Origin of the sequence: Bacillus sp. FSL K6-0255 (genome assembly GCF_045040725.1) — a bacterium.
GTDB lineage: Bacteria > Bacillota > Bacilli > Bacillales > Bacillaceae > Bacillus > Bacillus subtilis.
The window spans coordinates 1,031,249-1,051,826 of the sequence record NZ_CP150278.1; the positions used below are offsets into that span (position 1 = coordinate 1,031,249).

24 protein-coding genes and 1 pseudogene are annotated in these 20,578 nt (G+C 44.5%); 13 read left to right on the forward strand and 12 right to left on the reverse strand.

The features are described from left to right. Positions 1-5 precede the first annotated feature (5 nt). Positions 6-950: a 3'-5' exoribonuclease YhaM gene (yhaM, locus tag MHB62_RS05290; RefSeq protein ID WP_003245698.1), complete on the forward strand. Its 945-nt coding sequence runs from the start codon at positions 6-8 to the stop codon at positions 948-950. Between the two features lie 124 nt (positions 951-1,074). Then, positions 1,075-1,287 carry a sporulation protein YhaL gene (gene yhaL / locus MHB62_RS05295; RefSeq protein ID WP_003233252.1) on the forward strand — a complete coding sequence of 71 codons (213 nt, stop codon included), beginning with the start codon at positions 1,075-1,077 and terminating at the stop codon, positions 1,285-1,287. 40 nt (positions 1,288-1,327) lie between these two features. Here the strand turns inward: yhaL and prsA are convergent, their stop codons facing one another. Beyond that, positions 1,328-2,206 carry a peptidylprolyl isomerase PrsA gene (prsA, locus tag MHB62_RS05300; RefSeq protein ID WP_003245079.1) on the reverse strand — a complete coding sequence of 293 codons (879 nt, stop codon included), beginning with the start codon at positions 2,204-2,206 and terminating at the stop codon, positions 1,328-1,330. 159 nt (positions 2,207-2,365) lie between these two features. Here prsA and yhzE1 point away from each other — a divergent pair, with 159 nt between their 5' ends. Both yhzE1 and yhzE2 read left to right on the forward strand, forming a co-directional pair. Further along, on the forward strand, positions 2,366-2,452 hold the full coding sequence (gene yhzE1, locus MHB62_RS05305) for a sporulation protein YhzE1 (RefSeq protein WP_003327753.1): 87 nt from the start codon (positions 2,366-2,368) through the stop codon (positions 2,450-2,452). Positions 2,453-2,576: 124 nt separating this feature from the next. Next, complete coding sequence (yhzE2, locus tag MHB62_RS05310) at positions 2,577-2,663, forward strand: sporulation protein YhzE2 (protein ID WP_003155248.1); 87 nt, start codon at positions 2,577-2,579, stop codon at positions 2,661-2,663. 52 nt (positions 2,664-2,715) lie between these two features. Here yhzE2 and MHB62_RS05315 read toward each other — a convergent pair whose 3' ends face one another. Together MHB62_RS05315 and MHB62_RS05320 are read right to left on the reverse strand one after the other, a co-directional pair. Beyond that, positions 2,716-2,898: a hypothetical protein gene (locus MHB62_RS05315; RefSeq protein ID WP_024571667.1), complete on the reverse strand. Its 183-nt coding sequence runs from the start codon at positions 2,896-2,898 to the stop codon at positions 2,716-2,718. Positions 2,899-3,005: 107 nt separating this feature from the next. Then, complete coding sequence (locus MHB62_RS05320) at positions 3,006-3,524, reverse strand: DUF3267 domain-containing protein (RefSeq protein ID WP_003245590.1); 519 nt, start codon at positions 3,522-3,524, stop codon at positions 3,006-3,008. A 207-nt stretch (positions 3,525-3,731) separates the two neighbouring features. Here MHB62_RS05320 and MHB62_RS05325 point away from each other — a divergent pair, with 207 nt between their 5' ends. Further along, positions 3,732-4,073 carry a YhaI family protein gene (locus MHB62_RS05325; RefSeq protein ID WP_009966921.1) on the forward strand — a complete coding sequence of 114 codons (342 nt, stop codon included), beginning with the start codon at positions 3,732-3,734 and terminating at the stop codon, positions 4,071-4,073. Here the strand turns inward: MHB62_RS05325 and MHB62_RS05330 are convergent. Both MHB62_RS05330 and MHB62_RS05335 read right to left on the reverse strand, forming a co-directional pair. Further along, entirely contained in the window at positions 4,070-4,681 is a 612-nt protein-coding gene (locus MHB62_RS05330) for an HTH-type transcriptional regulator Hpr (RefSeq protein WP_003239501.1), read from the reverse strand. The genes MHB62_RS05325 and MHB62_RS05330 overlap by 4 nt on opposite strands. 177 nt (positions 4,682-4,858) lie before the next feature. Further along, entirely contained in the window at positions 4,859-5,215 is a 357-nt protein-coding gene (locus MHB62_RS05335) for a YtxH domain-containing protein (RefSeq protein WP_003245875.1), read from the reverse strand. 129 nt (positions 5,216-5,344) lie between these two features. On the opposite strand from MHB62_RS05335, the gene MHB62_RS05340 reads away from it, so the two are divergent. Beyond that, the gene (locus MHB62_RS05340) at positions 5,345-5,536 is read left to right on the forward strand and encodes a hypothetical protein (protein WP_003233238.1); all 192 of its coding nucleotides are present in this window, start codon (positions 5,345-5,347) and stop codon (positions 5,534-5,536) included. Between the two features lie 73 nt (positions 5,537-5,609). Here the strand turns inward: MHB62_RS05340 and trpP are convergent, their stop codons facing one another. From trpP to MHB62_RS05355, 3 genes are all read right to left on the reverse strand, one after another. Then, positions 5,610-6,128: a tryptophan transporter TrpP gene (trpP, locus tag MHB62_RS05345; RefSeq protein ID WP_003233236.1), complete on the reverse strand. Its 519-nt coding sequence runs from the start codon at positions 6,126-6,128 to the stop codon at positions 5,610-5,612. Between the two features lie 124 nt (positions 6,129-6,252). Continuing rightward, positions 6,253-7,332: a 3-phosphoserine/phosphohydroxythreonine transaminase gene (gene serC, locus MHB62_RS05350; RefSeq protein WP_014479338.1), complete on the reverse strand. Its 1,080-nt coding sequence runs from the start codon at positions 7,330-7,332 to the stop codon at positions 6,253-6,255. 146 nt (positions 7,333-7,478) lie between these two features. Next, positions 7,479-7,916 (reverse strand): HIT family protein, encoded by a 438-nt coding sequence (locus MHB62_RS05355; protein ID WP_003233231.1) that lies wholly within the window; start codon positions 7,914-7,916, stop codon positions 7,479-7,481. A 487-nt stretch (positions 7,917-8,403) separates the two neighbouring features. Between MHB62_RS05355 and ecsA the strand changes: the two genes are divergently transcribed. From ecsA to MHB62_RS05370, 3 genes are read left to right on the forward strand one after another with little or no spacing between them, the layout of a single operon-like run. After that, a complete protein-coding gene (ecsA, locus tag MHB62_RS05360) occupies positions 8,404-9,147 on the forward strand; it encodes an ABC transporter ATP-binding protein EcsA (RefSeq protein WP_003233230.1) in 744 nt (247 codons plus the stop codon). Next, on the forward strand, positions 9,140-10,366 hold the full coding sequence (gene ecsB / locus MHB62_RS05365) for an ABC transporter permease EcsB (RefSeq protein WP_017695369.1): 1,227 nt from the start codon (positions 9,140-9,142) through the stop codon (positions 10,364-10,366). The genes ecsA and ecsB overlap by 8 nt, the downstream gene beginning before the upstream one ends. Positions 10,367-10,385: 19 nt before the next feature. Further along, positions 10,386-11,096, forward strand: coding sequence for an EcsC family protein (locus MHB62_RS05370; RefSeq protein WP_029726313.1), 711 nt, complete (start codon positions 10,386-10,388; stop codon positions 11,094-11,096). Between the two features lie 17 nt (positions 11,097-11,113). Here the strand turns inward: MHB62_RS05370 and sndC are convergent, their stop codons facing one another. The 4 genes and pseudogenes from sndC to hmoB all read right to left on the reverse strand — a co-directional run bounded on the left by sndC (position 11,114) and on the right by hmoB (position 14,695). Beyond that, on the reverse strand, positions 11,114-12,304 hold the full coding sequence (gene sndC / locus MHB62_RS05375; RefSeq protein ID WP_029726312.1) for an N-acetyl amino acid acetylase SndC: 1,191 nt from the start codon (positions 12,302-12,304) through the stop codon (positions 11,114-11,116). A gap of 71 nt (positions 12,305-12,375) precedes the next feature. Beyond that, the gene (locus MHB62_RS05380; RefSeq protein WP_080287598.1) at positions 12,376-13,767 is read right to left on the reverse strand and encodes a hypothetical protein; all 1,392 of its coding nucleotides are present in this window, start codon (positions 13,765-13,767) and stop codon (positions 12,376-12,378) included. A gap of 65 nt (positions 13,768-13,832) precedes the next feature. Further along, a pseudogene (locus MHB62_RS05385) lies at positions 13,833-14,150 on the reverse strand (hypothetical protein). Between the two features lie 44 nt (positions 14,151-14,194). Continuing rightward, the gene (gene hmoB / locus MHB62_RS05390; RefSeq protein WP_032721261.1) at positions 14,195-14,695 is read right to left on the reverse strand and encodes a heme-degrading oxygenase HmoB; all 501 of its coding nucleotides are present in this window, start codon (positions 14,693-14,695) and stop codon (positions 14,195-14,197) included. Positions 14,696-14,816: 121 nt separating this feature from the next. Here hmoB and MHB62_RS05395 point away from each other — a divergent pair, with 121 nt between their 5' ends. The 4 genes from MHB62_RS05395 (at position 14,817) to hemY (ending at position 20,575) form a co-directional block, all read left to right on the forward strand. After that, entirely contained in the window at positions 14,817-16,961 is a 2,145-nt protein-coding gene (locus MHB62_RS05395; RefSeq protein WP_003233213.1) for a transglycosylase domain-containing protein, read from the forward strand. A 121-nt stretch (positions 16,962-17,082) separates the two neighbouring features. After that, positions 17,083-18,144, forward strand: coding sequence for a uroporphyrinogen decarboxylase (hemE, locus tag MHB62_RS05400; RefSeq protein WP_009966929.1), 1,062 nt, complete (start codon positions 17,083-17,085; stop codon positions 18,142-18,144). A gap of 71 nt (positions 18,145-18,215) precedes the next feature. Next, entirely contained in the window at positions 18,216-19,148 is a 933-nt protein-coding gene (gene hemH, locus MHB62_RS05405; protein WP_003244736.1) for a ferrochelatase, read from the forward strand. Positions 19,149-19,162: 14 nt separating this feature from the next. Next, positions 19,163-20,575, forward strand: coding sequence for a protoporphyrinogen oxidase (hemY, locus tag MHB62_RS05410; protein WP_032721263.1), 1,413 nt, complete (start codon positions 19,163-19,165; stop codon positions 20,573-20,575). Positions 20,576-20,578: the final 3 nt, after the last annotated feature.

Below are 20,578 nucleotides of genomic sequence, written 5' to 3' on the forward strand. Positions count from 1 at the left end.
ATAGAATGGCTAAAGGGATTATGCTACATGAGGTTGGCGAACAGGTGGACCAGTATCTATTGATTAAATCCTCGACGAAAGGGATTGCAAGCAATGGAAAACCGTTTTTGACGCTGATGCTGCAAGACCAGTCAGGCGATATTGAAGCGAAGCTGTGGGATGCCAAGCAAAGTGATGAAGTGACCTATGCGCCGCAGACGATTGTCAAGGTCGTCGGCGATGTTCACCATTATCGCGGACGCACCCAGCTGAAGCTGAGAAATATCAGACCGGTAAGCGAGCAAGAAAACGTCAATATTGATGATTTTTTAGAAACCGCGCCGATTCCGAAAAATGAAATGATGGACACAATCACTCAATATATATTTGAAATGAAAAATCCGAATATCCAGCGAATCACAAGGTTTTTGGTTAAAAAACACGAAGCTGAGTTTATGGATTATCCGGCGGCTACGAAAAACCACCATGAGTTTGTCTCAGGTTTGGCGTATCATGTTGTCTCTATGCTGAACCTGGCGAAAGCAATAGCAGATTTATATCCGTCTCTTGATCGTGATCTGCTTTATGCCGGTGTCATCCTGCATGATCTTGGAAAAGTGAAGGAGCTGTCCGGCCCTGTTTCCACTTCGTACACGGTTGAAGGTAATTTGCTCGGTCATATTTCAATCATGGTGACAGAGCTTTCAAAAGCGGCTGAGGAGCTTCAAATCGATTCTGAAGAGGTGTTAATTCTTCAGCATTTGATTTTGAGTCACCATGGCAAAGCAGAATGGGGCAGCCCGAAACCGCCGATGGTGAAAGAAGCGGAAATTCTTCACTATATAGACAATCTGGATGCAAAAATGAATATGATGGACAGAGCGCTTGAGCGCGTGAAGCCTGGCGAGTATACTGAACGTGTATTTGCACTGGAAAACCGTTCCTTTTATAAACCGACATTTCATAAATAACTTAAAAAGGACTGATGCTGACATATTCAGCTCAGTCCTTTTTGATGCGTCTTTCCCGCACATAACTCGTCTCATTCCCGCATATGGTTAAGAATAAAGAATCTATGCAAAGGGGGAGGAGCCCGTGTTATTTTTTCCGTGGTGGGTGTATCTTTGTATTGTAGGCATTATTTTCAGCGCATATAAACTTGTGGCGGCAGCCAAAGAGGAAGAAAAAGTAGACCAGGCTTTTATTGAAAAAGAAGGGCAGATTTATATGGAGAGGATGGAAAAGGAGCGAGAACGCCGCAGTTCTCAGCAGCATGAAGAAGAAAATCAAAACCATTCCATCGCATAAAAAAAGCTGTGCGGCTCAATGAGCCGCACAGCTTTTTTTATTATTTAGAATTGCTTGAAGATGAAGAAGTGCTGTTGCTTGTTGAAGATGTATTAAATGTGTCTTTCAGATCTTTATCTTTTACTTCGATGTCAGCCTTCTTCATGACTTTTTGAACAGCTTCCTGAACAGCTGCGTTGTCATTTAATTTTTGTTCAAGCACTTCAGATTTCAGTTCTTTTTTCATATCATCATATTTGCCGCGTTCTTCTGTCTTTTTAATGATATGGTAGCCGTATTGCGTTTTGACAGGATCACTGACTTCACCTGTTTTTAATTTGAATGCAGCTTTGCTGAATGTTTCGTCCATTTGGCCTTCTTTTGCGAACCAGCCAAGATCCCCGCCTTTTGAAGCAGAGCTGTCTGTTGAGTATTCTTTCGCAAGGTCTTCAAACTTCTCGCCTTTTTTCAGCTTTTTCTCTACTTCTTCAGCTGTCTTTTTATCAGCAACAAGGATGTGGCTTGCACGGATTTTGCCTTTTAAGCCTTCCCAGTACTCTTTGATATCGGCGTCTGTTACTTTGATGTTATCTTTAGCCGCTTTTTGTGTCAGCAATTCATATTTTACTTGTTCTTTCAGGTAATCTTTGCCATATTGCTTTTCGAGGGCAGTATATTGATCGCCAAGCTGCGTTTTATATTCTTTCAGCTTGTTGTCAATTTCTTTATCCGAAACTTTATACTTCTTGTCCAATACTTTTTCTTGCACTAGCTGTGTCAGTACGCTTGCGCCAGCTGTTTTCTTCATGTTTGTGTAAAGCTCGCCTTTTGTTACATCGCCTGCGTCTGTTTTTGCGATGACTTCTTTGTCGCCGCTGCTGCAAGCACTGAGAGCGAGGATGCTTGTAGCAGTGATAGCTGCTATTGCGATTTTCTTCATTGTTTTCAAACACTCCTAATCATTCCAAATTAAATTACCTATGCGTATCATAACATATTGTGGCTTTCTGTAAAAAGATTTTAAATAAAGGGCATTCGTCTAGTCAAACTTTTGCTGATGACATACTTATATATTGATCAAGAAAAGGAGGTATGTAACATGAGCGGAGGATACTCTAACGGATTCGCGTTGCTCGTAGTACTGTTCATTTTGCTTATCATCGTAGGTGCAGCTTACATCTACTAAGCAGCCCGAGGATCGCTTGCAACATAAGCGATCCTTTATTTTCACTAGCGCCTAATCGTTTCAAACATGAATTGCATAACATGTAATTGGTAAATAAAGCTTATTACAGGAGGTGCTATTTAAGATGGGTGAAGTATTTGCAGGCGGATTCGCTTTATTGGTTGTGTTATTTATTTTATTGATTATCATCGGCGCTTCTTGGCTGTACTAATCAACATAAAAAAGCATAGCTGCTTAATCAGCAGCTATGCTTTCTTTCGTATTTACACTGTAAAGGAGATCTCCACAAACGAAGAGATCAGTAAAATTAATATAGATACATTAATAAATCGGAATACCTTATCTTGCCGCTCTTCAGGAATCTCTCTGACAAGGCATAATGTATTGGTGAGCCTGTTTATGAAATATAAAATAAACACGGCAGCCACGATAAAATAGAATAAAATGATGGGAGATTCCCCCTCTCTCTGAACTGTCCCATATTACATTACCAAATATTTATTAAAAAAGATAGAATGCAAATTGAAAAATCGCCACCAGCACCAGGGTTTGACTACTTTTCAACAAGAATATCCAAGCCGTCAGCTTCCTGATCAATAAAAGCGGTTTTCGGTGCTTTTATCAGCTTGAGAGCCAGCAGGAAATCAGGCAGACAGTAGCCGGCGTGAATGCCCGAGATCATGCAAAAATAATGAGCGTGATTCGGAAATGCCAGTGCTGCGTAAAACAATACCGGTGTAATCAGCAAGAACGGGCTGACGAGTGAAATCAGCATTGTTGTTTTTGGTATACGTTTCCATGTGCGCATGCGCAATATGTAAAACTTTTTTTCTATTTTTCTTTTTTTGCAGATGATTGGCAGGACATGGATGACTTTATGTACAAATAAAATAACGACGAGCAAACCGCCGAATAAAGATACATATTCATCGCTTAAGCTTGTGCCAGGCCGCAGCAGCTCAAAAGCTAAAAAGGTAGATATAAAAACCAAAATCATAAAACATACAGCAGTTAATATTATGCGAACGGCGCCATAATCCTTCATGAGATTTATGGTCTTCCAGCAATTCATCAAAGTCATCCTTCCATACATCTTGAATAGAATCTCAAAATAATTTACTCCTCCCAAGAGAAAAAATCAATGCTTTTTTAAGAAAAAATATCATCCTGCAGGTATTTTTTTGAAACAAGCAAACAAACTGCGAAATATGGGGTTAGAACTTTCTTCTCAGTGAATTATCAGCTAAAATAAGATTAAAGATAGAAAGAAGTGGTGTGGATGGATTCGATGGATCATCGCATTGAGCGATTAGAATATTACATACAATTATTAGTGAAAACAGTAGATATGGACAGGTACCCCTTCTATGCGCTTCTCATTGATAAAGGGCTGAGCAAGGAAGAAGGGGAAGCGGTTATGAGGATATGCGACGAATTGTCGGAAGAGCTGGCAACACAAAAAGCGCAAGGATTTGTAACCTTTGATAAGCTCCTTGCGCTTTTTGCCGGACAGCTGAATGAAAAATTAGATGTTCATGAAACAATTTTTGCCCTGTATGAGCAGGGGCTTTATCAAGAGCTGATGGAAGTCTTTATCGACATCATGAAGCATTTTGATTAACTGTTTACAGGTTCGAGCTCTTCAGCCGGTTCATCCGCCGCACTGTCCTTTGCTTTTTTCTTCAGTTTTCCGTTTACGCTTTCAAAGTCATTGTCAATATTGGTGAGTGACGTTTCGAAAATTTCCATAAAATCATCGCCGTAGATATGGCGTATCATACACATCATTTCTGCCACTTCAGGAAATTTTCCGAATAAATGATACAAAGGCTGTGACCCTTTAAAAACAGCGTTGCGTGTCGGATCAAATTCCTCAAGCAAGCTCCAGAATACCTCGGTACCTTCCTCAGTCAATTGGACATATGTGTTCCGTTTATCATTCAGCCGTTTGGAGAACCTTAAATATCCCCGTTCTTCCAGCTTTTTTGAAAAGTTGAATGCGGTTGATACGTGCATGACCCCGAACTTCGCGATTTCAGAAATGGAAGCTCCATTCAATTGATACGCAATCCATAAAATATGATGCTCATTAATATTCAGGTCATACGGTTTGAGCCATTGCTGCCAATCCTTCTCGATTGATTTCCAAAGCGCCTTGCTAAGCTGAGCCATTTTCTGGGTGAAGACCAGAGCTTCTTTCACATCATAGGGCGGTTCCACTCGATTCATTACGTCACCTGCTTCTCTTTTTCTTTTTCTCTATTATGCCAATAAAATAAAGATTAATAAAGATGAAAATGTAAGAATTTTTTAATAAATTCACAAACCATTGCGGCGGAAGGGTTTTTCGGCCAAAAAAAATACGGGTCCAATTTTGGCCCGCATTTTTTTCTTTTGAATAGGATATTAGTTTTGTAAGGTTTTCTCCAGCTGTCTGATTTTCTCTTCGATATCGGCAATTTCTTTTTGCAGATCCTGCTGGTGAGGCTTGATCTCTTCCTGCCATTTTTTAATTGACGTTTGGAGCTCGCCGCCCACGTCTTTAATAACATCCGTGCTTTCTTTTGCCGCTTTGATCAGCTGGTCTTTTAATGCAAGCCCGTCTGACTTTAAGCGTTTGATTGTTTCTTCAAAAGAATCATAATTGGTTTTCATTTTTTCACGCAGCTGCTTTCCTGAGGAAGGTGCAGTAAGAAGAACCGCTGCTCCTCCGATGATGCCGCCTACGAATAGTCCTGTTAATAGAGAACGTCCGCTCGCCATTACAATCACCCCGTCTTTTTCTTCAAAATAGGATTCATTCAGCATTTTTCATTTTTGTTGAAAGCCTGAACTTCTATACATAGCTTGCTTTATTTTAGCATATTTTTTAAGTGAAAAGGAGGGAGAAGGTTGTCTGTCTTTTTGATTGTATTATCCTGCATCACACTTGCCTTCGCTTCAGGCGCTGTTTACTATATCAAACTTCTCAGCCAGGCTGCTTCTTATCCGCCCAAGAGGGTTATCCGGCAGAAAGCGCTTGTTTGTTCAACCGGAACCGCCTTTACACTATGTCTTATCTTTTTCACAAAACTCCTCGCTTAAAACATGCTGACATGCTGCGGGCGCTCTGTTCAAAAAAACCTCTCCCGGAAGCGGAAGAGGTTTTGTGTGACAATTATTTAGCAGCTTCCATAAAGCTTGAACGCCTTAAAATGGTTTGCACAATCGGATAAATAATGATCATTGAGATTGTATTCAGCACAGCGGCCGGCAGAACAACAGCAGCGAACAATGCGGCGAAACCGCCCGGTAAACCGACGATCAATAAAGCTGACGATAGAAACACAATTCCTGATAAGATGGTCCCGATCACTGTCAGCACAGCGGCTGCACCTGTTTTTCGGCTCTTTCTGAACAAGAGAAACAGGGAGAAGAACAGAAACGCTGATACGGGTTTATCAATGATGTTGGGGATCTGTCCGGCTGGAAACGCGGTTGTAAGCGCGGAAATGATTCCGGTCACGATCCCGATGACGAGTACATTTTGCACCCGCGGGAACAGCAGAATGCCCATGAACATCATGATCAGCATCATATCTGGTTTCATGCCGCCTAAAAAGGGCGGAATAATGGAATGAAGCGCTGCGCCGATTGCGGCAAACAGAGCCATAATGACTAACTCTTTTGTTTTCATAACTATGCTCTCCTCTGCTAAGCTTTTTGCCCTCCAATAATATGCTCATCATTTATTGCGAAGGCTTTACAGAATGTGTTATGCAAACAGTATACCAAACGGACGGTTTGCATAGCCAGACTTTTTACTCATTTTCCTGCTGGAATTTCTTCATGAACGCAGCTAATTTTTCACAGTCTTCGAGAGAGACCGCGTTATAAATAGAAGCGCGGCAGCCTCCCACCGAACGGTGTCCGCCAAGGCCGATCATCTTCGCATCTTTTGCTTTCTGGACGAATGTTTTCGTTAATTCGTCATCCCGAAGCGTGAAGGTGACATTCATGCGTGAGCGGCTGTCCTTTCTGGCATGACCTTTATAGAAGCCGTTGCTTTCATCAATACAGCTGTAGAGAACCTGCGCTTTTTGTTCATTGCGCTGTTCAACAGCTTCCACACCGCCGTTTTCCTTGAGCCATTCCAGAACGAGGCTCAGCATATAAATCGCAAATGTCGGCGGAGTGTTGTAGAGTGAATCCGCTTTGACATGTGTGGAATATTTCAGGATTTTTGGGACGTTCGCATTTTCATTTTTCAGCCAGCTTTTTTTCATAATGACTACAGTCACGCCGGAAGGGCCGAGGTTCTTTTGGGCGCCTCCGTAGATCACATCAAATTTGGACACATCGATTTTTCTGCTTAAAATATCGCTGGACATGTCGGCTACGAGCGGAATAGGAGAATTCGGAAACTCCTGCCACTGAGTGCCGAAAATTGTATTGTTGGATGTGATATGTAAATATGCGCCGTCTTTTACATCCGTAAGGTCAACCTCTGGAATATAGCTGTAATTGTCTGTTTCACTAGTAGCGGTGATAGACGTGTTCCCGAACAGTTTCGTTTCTGCCAGTGCTTTTTCAGACCAAGCGCCTGTCATCACAAAATGTGCGGTTTTTTCAGGTGTTAAAAAGTTCATCGGAAGCATTGAGAATTGAAGGCTTGCCCCGCCTTGAAGAAACAAGATATCGTAATCTTCCGGAATGCCCATCAGTTCGATTAAGAGGCTTTTCGCTTTTTGGTGCACCGCTTCATACTCTTTGCTGCGGTGGGAAAGCTCCATAACAGACATGCCGGATTCGTTAAAATCAATAAATTCTTTCTGTGCTTTTTGCAGAACTTCCAGTGGCAGCGCTGCAGGACCTGCGTTAAAATTCGTTGTACGTTCCATTATGATCTCTCCCTGTTTTCCACGTTAATGTATAAAATAATACAATTATCCTATCACAAAAATTCAGTTTTTTGATAAAAAATTAGAATTATCAAAAGAAATTGACGGATGTTTGCGAAATGTTCACAAAATAAAATAACCTCATCTTATGATGAGGCCAGGCGTTTTGCGATAGAGGAAGAGATGTTCTGCAGATCCTCCGGTTTATAATCATCAGCATGCGTTTTCCAAACCGCTCCGAATCCATCTCCTTTTCCGTAGCGAGGGATAATATGCATATGGTAGTGGAACACAGATTGTCCAGCTTTTTCGCCGTTATTGTTCAGCGTATTTAAGCCGATCGGTTCAAATTCATCCCGGATAGCGCGGGCGATTTTTGGAACAGCATGGAAATATTGTTTTGCTAATTCATCTGTAAATTCATATACATTCTCAATATGTGTTTTCGGAATGACAAGCGTATGGCCTTTTGTCACTTGGCTGATATCAAGAAAGGCAAGTACATGTTCATCTTCATACACCTTCGCGGATGGAATGTCGCCGGCGATAATTTTACAAAAGATACAATTTTCTGCACAATGCATGAGGGTTCCTCCTTATGAAATTGTTTAGTATGTATACACTCATCGTACCACAGAAATGCAGAAAATAGAAAACAGGATGAACGGCGAGCGTTCACCCTGAATGCAGAGGAAGAGCTTATATGAAGAAAATGTGTTATGCCTTTGGTAAGCACCTCATTTGTCAATAAAATGAAGACTTGTTTAATGCCTAACGATTCCTGCGATAAACACCTCATTTGACAATTTGCTTCATACATGAAGAATTCATCAATTCAGTGAAGAGAAATGGTTTGAGCATTGGACATGTTTATTTTCTATCCAACTGTTTCTAAGACGTCTTTGACAAACACCTCATTTTTCAGTTGATATGCTTTTCCTCTACAACTATTATGATGTCCAGAACCCTGTCTCTTTATGACAGCAAATTCATCATTTGTTAAAAGGGAATTGTTTCAAATCAGGCCTTGTTTTTGGTACTATGAAGAAAAACACTATAAGGGGAGAAACTATGTCTCTGCTATCGGTAAAAGACTTGACCGGCGGATATACAAGGAATCCGGTTTTAAAAAACGTATCATTCACCCTTGAACCGAATCAAATTGTCGGATTAATCGGGCTGAATGGTGCTGGTAAAAGTACAACAATCAGACACATCATCGGGCTGATGGACCCGCATAAAGGTTCAATCGAATTAAACGGTAAAACGTTTGCTGAGGATCCGGAAGGCTACCGTTCACAATTTACCTATATACCTGAAACACCTGTTTTATACGAAGAATTGACGCTGATGGAGCATCTTGAACTAACAGCCATGGCATATGGACTGTCAAAAGAAACAATGGAGAAAAGGCTGCCTCCGCTACTAAAGGAATTCCGAATGGAAAAGAGGCTGAAGTGGTTCCCGGCCCATTTTTCTAAAGGAATGAAGCAGAAAGTTATGATTATGTGCGCATTTTTGGCAGAGCCTGCGCTCTACATTATTGATGAGCCTTTTCTAGGGCTTGATCCGCTTGCCATTAACGCGCTGCTTGAACGGATGAATGAAGCGAAAAAAGGCGGGGCGAGCGTGCTGATGTCAACACACATTTTGGCAACGGCAGAACGCTATTGCGATTCGTTTATTATTTTACATAACGGCGAGGTGCGGGCGCGCGGCACGCTGTCAGAGCTCAGAGAGCAGTTTGGAATGAAGGACGCGGCGCTGGACGATTTGTATCTTGAGCTTACAAAGGAAGACGCTGGCCATGAATAATATGCTTGATATTTGGCAGTCGCGGCTGCAGGAGCATATCAAAGAAACAAGAACATACATGAAATATATGCTCAATGATCACCTCGTCATTGTTTTGATTTTTTTTCTAGCGGGCGCTGCAAGCTGGTACAGCAAATGGATACGGGACATTCCCGCTCACTTTCCATCCTTTTGGGTGATGGCCGTGCTGTTTTCGCTCGTGTTGACAAGCTCTTATGTGCGAACGCTTTTGAAGGAGGCTGACCTTGTTTTCTTATTGCCTCTTGAAGCAAAAATGGAGCCTTACTTGAAGCAGGCGTTTGTCTACAGCTATGTGTCTCAGCTGTTTCCGCTTATTGCGCTGAGCATCGTTGCGATGCCGCTTTATTTCGCAGTCACACCGGGGGCTTCGCTCGTATCGTATGCCGCGGTCTTTGTCCAACTGTTGCTGCTGAAAGCGTGGAATCAGGTAATGGAATGGCGAACGACTTTCCAAAACGACCGCAGCATGAAACGGATGGACGTCATCATTCGCTTTGCGGCGAATACACTCGTTCTTTATTTTGTTTTCCAATCTGTTTATATGTATGCGCTTCTCGTCTATGTCATTATGGCTGTTCTTTATCTGTATATGTCTTCCGCAGCAAAACGGAAAACATTTAAATGGGAAAGCCATATTGAGTCCGAATTGAGACGAAAGCAGCGTTTCTATCGGATTGCCAACCTGTTTACTGATGTGCCGCATTTGCGAAAGCAAGCCAAACGCAGAGCTTATCTCGACTTTTTGCTGCGGCTTGTGCCGTTTGAACAGCGCAAAACATTTGCCTATATGTTCACCCGCGCCTTTTTGCGTTCGAGCGATTATTTGGGCATTCTTGTCAGATTAACGATCGTTTTCGCGCTGATCATTATGTATGTCTCAGCTAGCCCGCTGATTGCAGCGGTTTTGACTGTGTTTGCCATTTTCATTACGGGCATTCAGCTTCTGCCGCTCTTCGGCCACTTTGACCATCTGGCGCTTCAAGAGCTGTACCCTGTGAAAAAAGAAACAAAGCTGAAAAGCTATTTCTCTCTATTAAAAACTGCACTTAGTATTCAAGCGCTGCTGATGTCTGTTGCATCTGCCTATGCAGCCGGCTTGACCGGTTTTCTGTACGCGCTGATCGGTTCTGCCGTTCTGATTTTTGTTGTTTTGCCTGCTTATATGACAACCAGGCTGAAAAAGCACGGAAAGCTGTGAACTGAAAAGAGGTAATCAAATGACAGATAATCAGCTGCTGATGCAGGAAGCTTTGGACTGGAAAATGCATTTTTTGCGAAAGGATTCCATGTTTGAACGCTTTTCGAAGCGTGTCCAGACGAAGGTGAATGAACGGATTCCTGAGAAAATCCATACGGTCGTCACCGAGAGTGTGAAAAAAATGGTAGAAGCGACAATGGCCGGCTCCAATATCATTACTTATAAAAAGGATACAAGTGCACTGTCGCTCAGTGAAAAAAACGAATTGGCGAAAAAAACGATTGTTTCTTATCAGAAAGTGGCAGCTGCTGAGGGAGTCGGCACCGGAGCGGGCGGCATTTTTTTAGGCATTGCTGATTTTCCGCTGCTGCTTTCAATTAAGATGAAGTGTTTATTTACCTTGTCTTCCATTTACGGCTTTGATGTCAAGGATGCACAAGAAAGGATGTTTTTGCTCCTCGTGTTTCAGCTTGCGTTTTCGAGTGATGATGGCCGTAAATCGCTTTTTTCTGTCATCGAAAATTGGGAGACGGAGAAAAAGAGCATCGACTGGAGAGTGTTCCAGCAGGAATATCGAGATTATATCGACGTCGTGAAGCTTTTTCAGCTTTTGCCGGGCGTAGGAGCGGCAGTCGGCGGAATTGCCAATTATAAGCTGCTTGCTCAGCTTGGAGAAACGGCAAGACATGTTTTTCATCTGAGGATATTAAAGGAAACAGCCGGAGAATAAACACTCCGGCTGTTTTTTTATAGCTGATGATAGGTGATCGCAGCGCCGGCAAGGACCTTGGCCGCTGTCAGCATGGCTTTTTCGTTGATATCAAATTTCGGATGGTGGTGGGAATAAACTCGGTCTGGCTGTTCGGGAGCGGCACCTGTAAAGAAAAAAGTGCCTTTCACGTTTTGTAGGTAATAAGCAAAATCCTCGCCGCCCATTTGCGGTTCACCGTCAATGACCTGCTGAACGCCCTCGGTATTCTTTGCGGTGCTCACCAAGTGGCTCGTTTCTGCAGGATGGTTCACAACCGCCGGATAACCCTGTTCATAGGTGTACTCATAGGACGCGCCGTGCATGCTGCATATTCCTTTTACAACCGCTTCAATTTCTTTCTCCAGAATGTCCCGGACATTTTCATCAAAAGAACGCGCTGTGCCGATGAGTACTGCTTGGTCTGCGATGACATTAAACGGATTGTCGGCGATGAAGGAGCCTGTCGAAATGACGGCGGATTGAATCGGATTGACTTTGCGGCTGACAATGTGCTGCAAAGAGGAAACGATTTGCGAACCGATCAGGACGGCGTCTTTTGTATCATGCGGATGAGCGCCGTGGCCGCCCTTTCCGAAAACTTTAATCGTAAATCGGTCCGCCGCCGCCATTACGGCGCCGGGGCGGCAGAGAATAGTTCCGAGCGGCTCAGTTGCCCAAAGATGAGTGCCGAATATCACATCCGCGTTTTCGAGACAGCCGTCATCAATCATTGGCTTTGCGCCTCCCGGATAATATTCTTCTGCATGCTGGTGGATCATCACAAATGTTCCCTTCAGTTCATGTCTGTTTTGGTGAAGGACCTTGGCCACTGCGAGAAGAGCTGCGGTGTGGCCGTCGTGGCCGCATGCATGCATGACACCAGGCACTTTGGAGGCGTAAGGGACATCTTTTTCATCTTGAATGGGGAGAGCGTCAAAGTCGGCCCTCAAAGCGACTGTAGGGCCGGGTTCGCTTCCTTCTATATATGCTAAAACCCCTCTGCCGCCAACGTTTGTGCGGATTGGGACTCCTAACGATTCATAATAGGAAGCAATAAATGCGGCGGTTTTTTCTTCTTGAAATGAAAGCTCAGGATACATATGAAAATGGCGCCTGATCTCAACCATTTCTTCAAAACAGCCGTCGAGCTGTTTGTTTATCTCTTTCTGCAGTGTGGATATGGACAAAGCCGCTTCCCCCTTTTCTATGTTTTCCATGATTGTATAGAAAAAGTCTGAATATTTCAACTCATGCTGTTTTAAAGCATCATCACAGCTGCGAGGGTTGTCACCAAAAGGCCAATCGCGACGGGAATGAAGTTTTTTCTGGCAAGCTCAAAAGGATCAACTTTGCAAATGGCCGCGGCGGGAATCAACGCCCATGGGACCAGTGTTCCTCCGCCCACCCAGATGGCAGAGATTTGTCCGAGCGCGGTCAGAACGGCGGGATCGGCATGGAGAGCGGACGAAAAGAGCTTTGCGATGGAGCCGGCGAGAGAAATGCCAGAAAATCCTGAGCCGTCAAGGCCTGTTATGGCTCCAGCGGCAGTTATTGCAGCGGCGGCAAGCTCCTTTGACATAGGCATCATATGGGATAAAGCAATGCCAAGATCGTTGACAATGCCGTGGGAACCTTTAGGGAGTGAAGTGCCCAGTATGCTCTCATAGCCTGAGTCGCCAAGATAAAAGAAAGCGGCAATCGGGATGACGGGGCCGAAAACCTTAAAACCGAACTTAAATCCGTCAATAAAATAGCCGGTGATTTTTTCAAGCCCTTTATGCTTATACACGAAAAAATGAACGGTAAGGAGGATACAGATTGCAGACCCGCCAATTAACGCGGTGGCATCATTTCCTTGTAGGTTAAACAAGAGCATACAGGCGATATCTGCAAGAAAGGCAAGCGGAATCAAAAAAGCCAGTATGGACCGCAGGCGTTTTGGTAAGTACAGCGAGTTGTCTTGTTCGCCGGAAAGAACGGGGGAAAAAGAAGCGGGATGCTCCTGTTTTTTGCGTTCGCGCTGAATCATGATAAAGGCAGCGGTTGTTGTTGTCACACCCATAATCAGCACAAGCGGAATGCTGGCCGAGACGACATCACCGACTGGAATGCCTGCTGCATCCGCAGTCAGCTTTGGCGCCGCCTGAATGACAAAGTCTCCTGACAGGGCAAAACCGTGTCCGAATAAGTTCATGGCCATGGCCGCGGCAAGAGGCGTCAAACCGGCACGTGCGGCTGCGGGGAGCAGGACGGCGCCGATCAAAGCGACACCTGGAGAAGGCCAGAAGAAGAGAGAAATGGCGAACATCAGGCCTCCAATCAGCCAATAGGCAGTCACAGGCCCTCTCACAAGGCTTGCAAAGGGAGAAATCATCGCTTCATTTATCCCTGTTTTTGTTAACAAATCACTCATTGAAACGATAAAGCAAATGATGAAAATCGTGGGCAGCAGTTCGCCGGCCGCATAGATAAAGCTGTGGAATAAACTGCTGACAGAAGCTGAAAGTGAATGGCTGGCCCATAGCGATATGATAAAAATGCCGAATAGAGAAATAAATGTCGTGTCTTTTCTCAGCAGCATAAATAGGATAATTGCACCAATAAAAAACACATACAGAACATGGACAGACAAAATCCCGACTTCCATCATCGATCACTCCTTCCGCTTACAGATTATTCATAGGCGGGCGGAAGGTGCCGGGACAGAGGGGAGGGTTATGATGGAAGATGAACATTGATCTGTTTCAGCTGCTCAATCAGATGATGCCTTAATACTCTATTCGCTTTTTGCAGATGTTTTGGGAAGCATTCAGGAGAAAAAATGACGCACCCTTCAGCAAGCCAGTTTTTTCTATAGGCGATGATGCTTTCCGATGGCTCTAAATATGAATCATCCTCGTACTGCATCTCGTAATCATCAAATCCGAACTGAAAACCGCAGCACGGGCAGATTTCATGAGAATGATTGCCTTCATGATCATATGGCGGTTCAGCCAATCCCTTAAACCCGCAGACTGGGCAAGTATGCTTCATTTTGCTTTCCTCCCAATAAAATAAGCTGCCGGACATGCCGGCAGCTATTCGACAGCGAAATATGTGGTGACATAGGAAGGCCGGGAGAAGATCGACGTTGTGTCAATTCCGGCAGATGTATCGCGTTTTTTGTGGGCTTCTTTGTAAGAACCGGACTGCTGCCAGTCTTGAAAGGCGCTTTCCGTTTCCCACAAGGTCAGAATGACATAGGTGTCACTGTCGATCGGACGGAGCACTCGAATTGCTTCAAAGCCAGGCTCGTTTTCGACTTTTCCCGCTCTGTTTTTAAATCTGTTTTCAAACAGCGGACGCCCTTCCTGAGTGACGGCAATATTGTTCAATACTGCAAAACCGGGATGTTTGATCTCTCCGACTTGGTCAATGACTTCATAAGCGTGTGGTGCCTGGAAAACGGTATCTCCGTTTGTTTCATGAATCAAAATGGCGTTTTCCTGCCCCTGCATCAAAAGAATATTTTCTGAGGGATGCTTCTGTACGATCGTTTTTAAAAAATCGGCTGTCCCATATGTAATATAAACCTTCATATCAGCCACCTCCTGCTTGCTAGTATATCAAAACAATGGTATAAGTTTCTATTGGCGAGTGCTTCGAACATAATTCCAAACAATTTTTCCCATACTACCTTTAGAAAGGCGAGGTGAGTTCATGTTTAAGATAAAGAAAAAGAAACTTTTTATACCTATCATTATTTTAGTGTTAACTGCTTTTCTCGCTTTAATAGGATATATTTCAATTATTTTTCTCGGCCATTATGTCATAGATGAAAAAAAGCTGATACTTCATGCTTCTTCAAAAATTGTTGATCAAAACGGAGATGAGGTTGCAAGCCTGTATACAGAAAATCGCGAACCGGTCTCGATCAATGAGATTCCAAAGCAGGTCAGAGAAGCGTTTATCGCTGTTGAGGATAAAAGGTTCTATGAGCATCACGGCATTGATGCAAAATCCGTCGGAAGGGCAGTGTACCGCGATATATTAGCAGGCGGAAAGGTGGAAGGCGGAAGCACGATCACCCAGCAGCTTGCCAAAAATATTTTTCTGACACATGACAAAACATTTCTAAGAAAAACAAAAGAAGTGATCATTGCGATTAATCTTGAACGGGATTACAGCAAGGACAAGCTGCTTGAAATGTATTTAAACCAGCTTTACTTCGGACACGGGGTTTACGGCATACAAGCGGCGTCCCACTATTATTTTAATAAAGAAGTAAAAGATTTGACTGTATCTGAAGGCGCTGTTTTGGCCGCTATTCCGAAGGCGCCTTCTACGTACTCTCCAATTTTGCACCCTGATAAAAATAAGGAGCGGCGTGATACAATTCTAGGTATGATGAATGACCAAGGCTATATCAGTGCGAAAGAGGCTGTCACCGCACAGGGCCGGACGCTTGGACTGCATGTGAAGAAACAGTCGGAAACACCTTGGTTTGACAGCTACATTGACCTTGTGATCAAAGAGGCGGAAGACAAGTATTCCATTTCCGGAGAGCAGCTTCTTCAAGGCGGATACACGATCAAGGTGCCGCTCGATTCGAAGCTGCAGAAGACGGCTTACCAGGTGATGAAAGAGGGAAGCTATTATCCCGGAACAGATCAGAATGCCGAGGGAAGCGCGGTCTTTATTAATAACAAGACAGGCGGTGTAGAAGCGGCCATCGGCGGAAGGGATTACACATCCAAAGGATATAACCGTGTCACAGCTGTCCGCCAGCCGGGTTCCACATTTAAGCCGCTTGCTGTATACGGACCGGCGATGCAGGAAAAGAAATTTAAGCCATATTCTCTATTGAAGGATGAGTTGCAGTCCTACGGAGATTATACGCCGAAAAACTACGACAGCCGGTATGAGGGCGAAGTCACTATGTCTGACGCCATTACGTACAGCAAAAACGCGCCGGCTGTCTGGACGCTGAATGAGATCGGCGTCGAAACAGGGAAATCTTATTTGAAAGCAAACGGCATTGATATCCCTGATGAAGGCCTTGCTCTTGCTCTAGGCGGCTTGGAAAAAGGCGTTTCACCGCTCCAGCTTGCCGGCGCGTTTCATACATTTGCCGCGAATGGAACGTATACTGAACCCTTCTTTATCTCGAGCATAATAGATGAAGACGGAGAAACAATAGCCGATCATAAAGAAGAAGGAAAGCGGGTATTCAGCAAGCAGACGTCTTGGAATATGACGAGAATGCTGCAGCAGGTAGTCAAAAAGGGAACGGCCACGTCCGGCACCTATCACGGCGACCTGGCGGGAAAAACAGGTTCAACATCTTATACAGGCGTCTCCGGCGCGACAAAGGACGCCTGGTTTGCAGGCTATACGCCGAAAATAACCGGGGCAGTCTGGATGGGCTATGACAAAACGGATCAAAACCATTATTTGAAAGCCGGGAGCTCATACCCGACGCGGCTGTTTAAGGATATTTTGACACAGGCAGGAGAAACCGGTCATGTGTTCACAAAGCCTAAAAACGTTAAAGAACTGGAAAGCCCGATTGAGCTGAAGCCGGTCAAAACACTCACAGCCGATTACACATTTAAAGCAGCGGGGCTCTTTACTATTGAATTAAAGTGGGACGCTCAAGAGGATGATCGGGCCGTATACAGAATTTATGTAAACAAGGACGGCGAGGAGACGCTTCTTGATTCGGTTGAAGGGAAGGGAAGCTATGAAATTCCTTATGCCAACTTATTTTCGGGCGCGTCTTATAAAATTGTGCCTTATAATACACAGACAAAAAGAGAAGGGGAAGGAACCGATTACGTTCAGCCAAAATTGTTTTCCTCTTAATGGAATTCGGCGATTTTTTGAACTTTGAGCTACATTTCTATACCATTTGCCTAAAACAAGGTATAGTGTAATAAGTCAAGAAATACGAACGTATGGTTGCCGTATGAAAGGTGGAAATCAGATGAGTAAACGAGAAACGTTTAACGAGACGTTTTTAAAAGCTGCGCGGGGAGAAAAAGCGGATCACACGCCTGTGTGGTATATGAGGCAAGCAGGGCGCTCACAGCCGGAATACCGCAAGCTGAAGGAAAAGTACGGATTGTTTGAGATCACACATCAGCCCGAACTTTGTGCGTATGTCACAAGACTGCCGGTTGAGCAATACGGAGTCGATGCTGCAATCCTTTATAAAGATATCATGACGCCGCTGCCGTCAATCGGTGTGGATGTTGAAATCAAAAACGGGATCGGTCCTGTGATTGATCAGCCAATCCGGTCTCTGGCGGACATTGAAAAACTCGGCCAGATTGATCCGGAACAGGACGTGCCGTACGTGCTTGAGACGATTAAACTGCTTGTCAATGAGCAGCTGAACGTCCCGCTCATCGGTTTCTCAGGTGCGCCTTTTACGCTTGCAAGCTATATGATCGAAGGCGGCCCGTCGAAAAACTACAATAAAACAAAAGCCTTCATGTACAGCATGCCAGATGCATGGAATCTGCTGATGTCCAAGCTTGCCGACATGATCATCGTGTACGTGAAAGCGCAGATTGAGGCAGGCGCAAAAGCGATTCAAATCTTTGATTCGTGGGTCGGCGCATTGAATCAGGCAGATTACAGAACATACATCAAACCCGTGATGAACCGGATCTTTTCAGAGCTCGCAAAGGAGAATGTGCCGCTGATCATGTTTGGCGTTGGCGCAAGCCATCTTGCAGGTGATTGGCATGACCTTCCTCTCGATGTTGTCGGGCTTGACTGGAGACTCGGCATTGATGAAGCCAGATCAAAAGGAATTACTAAAACAGTGCAGGGCAACCTGGACCCGTCCATTTTGCTTGCGCCATGGGAAGTCATTGAGCAGAAAACGAAGGAAATACTTGATCAGGGTATGGAGTCAGACGGCTTCATTTTCAATCTTGGCCATGGGGTATTTCCTGATGTCAGTCCCGAGGTTTTGAAAAAACTGACAGCATTTGTCCATGAATATTCACAAAACAAAAAAATGGGTCAATATTCCTAAGCATATCTTTTGGTATCTTAATGATATCCTGTCAAAATGTTTGTATCAGATCATTAAAGAGGGTGTAAACAGTGAGTAGAAAGAAAATGGGGCTTCTCGTGATGGCGTACGGCACGCCTTATAAGGAAGAAGATATTGAACGTTATTATACACATATCAGAAGAGGCAGAAAGCCTGAACCTGAAATGCTTCAAGATTTGAAAGACAGATACGAAGCGATTGGCGGCATTTCACCGCTTGCCCAAATCACAGAACAGCAGGCGCATAATCTGGAACAGCACTTGAATGAAATTCAGGATGAGATTACGTTTAAAGCGTATATCGGACTGAAGCATATCGAGCCGTTTATTGAAGACGCCGTAGCAGAGATGCATAAGGATGGCATTACAGAAGCAGTCAGCATCGTGCTGGCGCCGCATTTCTCCACGTTCAGCGTTCAGTCCTACAACAAACGCGCCAAAGAAGAGGCTGAAAAACTCGGCGGCTTAACGATTACGTCAGTTGAAAGCTGGTACGATGAACCGAAGTTCGTGACATATTGGGTTGACCGAGTGAAGGAAACATATGCGTCAATGCCTGAGGATGAAAGAGAAAACGCAATGCTCATCGTATCCGCACACAGCCTGCCGGAAAAAATCAAAGAATTTGGAGACCCGTACCCGGACCAGCTTCATGAATCGGCGAAATTAATTGCTGAAGGCGCAGGCGTTTCCGAATATGCTGTCGGCTGGCAAAGTGAAGGGAACACGCCTGATCCTTGGCTCGGACCCGATGTTCAGGATTTAACACGTGATTTATTCGAACAAAAAGGCTATCAAGCATTTGTATATGTTCCTGTTGGGTTTGTCGCGGATCACTTAGAAGTGCTTTATGATAATGATTATGAATGCAAAGTGGTTACTGACGATATCGGCGCAAGCTATTACCGGCCGGAAATGCCAAATGCCAAGCCTGAATTTATTGATGCTTTGGCAACAGTCGTATTAAAAAAATTAGGACGTTAAAGAAGGCGATGAACATGAGTGACGGCAAAAAACATGTAGTCATCATCGGCGGCGGCATTACCGGTTTAGCCGCCGCCTTCTATATGGAAAAAGAAATCAAAGAAAAGAATCTGCCGCTTGAGCTGACACTTGTTGAGGCAAGTCCGAGAGTCGGCGGGAAAATCCAGACTGTCAAGAAAGACGGCTATATCATCGAAAGAGGGCCAGACTCATTTCTGGAACGAAAGAAAAGCGCCCCGCAGCTTGTTAAAGACTTAGGTCTTGAGCATTTGCTTGTCAACAATGCGACCGGGCAATCCTATGTGCTTGTAAACCGCACCCTGCATCCAATGCCGAAGGGCGCTGTAATGGGGATACCGACAAAAATTGCGCCGTTTGTTTCTACGGGTCTGTTTTCCTTGTCCGGGAAGGCGAGAGCTGCTATGGATTTCATCCTGCCTGCAAGCAAAACAAAGGATGATCAGTCATTGGGAGAATTCTTCCGCAGACGTGTCGGAGATGAAGTGGTCGAGAACTTAATCGAGCCGCTACTATCAGGGATCTACGCAGGCGACATTGACAAGCTCAGCCTGATGTCGACATTTCCGCAATTTTATCAGACGGAACAAAAGCATAGAAGCCTGATTCTCGGCATGAAAAAAACAAGGCCTCAAGGCTCAGGCCAGCAGCTGACGGCAAAAAAACAAGGGCAGTTCCAAACTCTGTCAACCGGTTTGCAGACCCTTGTAGAAGAGATCGAAAAGCAGTTAAAGCTGACGAAGGTGTATAAAGGCACAAAAGTGACCAAACTTAGCCATAGCGGCTCTTGCTATTCGCTCGAACTGGATAACGGCGTCACACTTGATGCTGATTCAGTAATTGTGACTGCTCCGCATAAAGCGGCTGCGGGAATGCTTTCTGAGCTTCCTGCCATTTCTCATTTGAAAAATATGCACTCCACATCCGTGGCAAACGTCGCTTTAGGTTTCCCTGAAGGCTCCGTCCAAATGGAGCATGAGGGCACGGGTTTTGTCATTTCAAGAAACAGTGACTTTGCGATCACAGCCTGTACGTGGACGAATAAAAAATGGCCGCACGCAGCGCCGGAAGGCAAAACGCTGCATCGGGCATATGTCGGAAAAGCCGGAGACGAATCCATTGTCGATCTATCAGATAATGACATTATCAACATTGTGTTAGAAGACTTAAAGAAAGTCATGAACATAAACGGCGAGCCGGAAATGACATGTGTAACCCGATGGCATGAAAGCATGCCGCAGTACCATGTCGGCCATAAGCAGCGTATCAAGGAGCTGCGTGAAGCACTTGCATCTGCGTATCCGGGTGTTTATATGACAGGCGCTTCTTTCGAAGGTGTCGGCATTCCCGACTGCATTGATCAAGGAAAAGCTGCCGTGTCTGACGCGCTTACCTATTTATTCAGCTAAAAC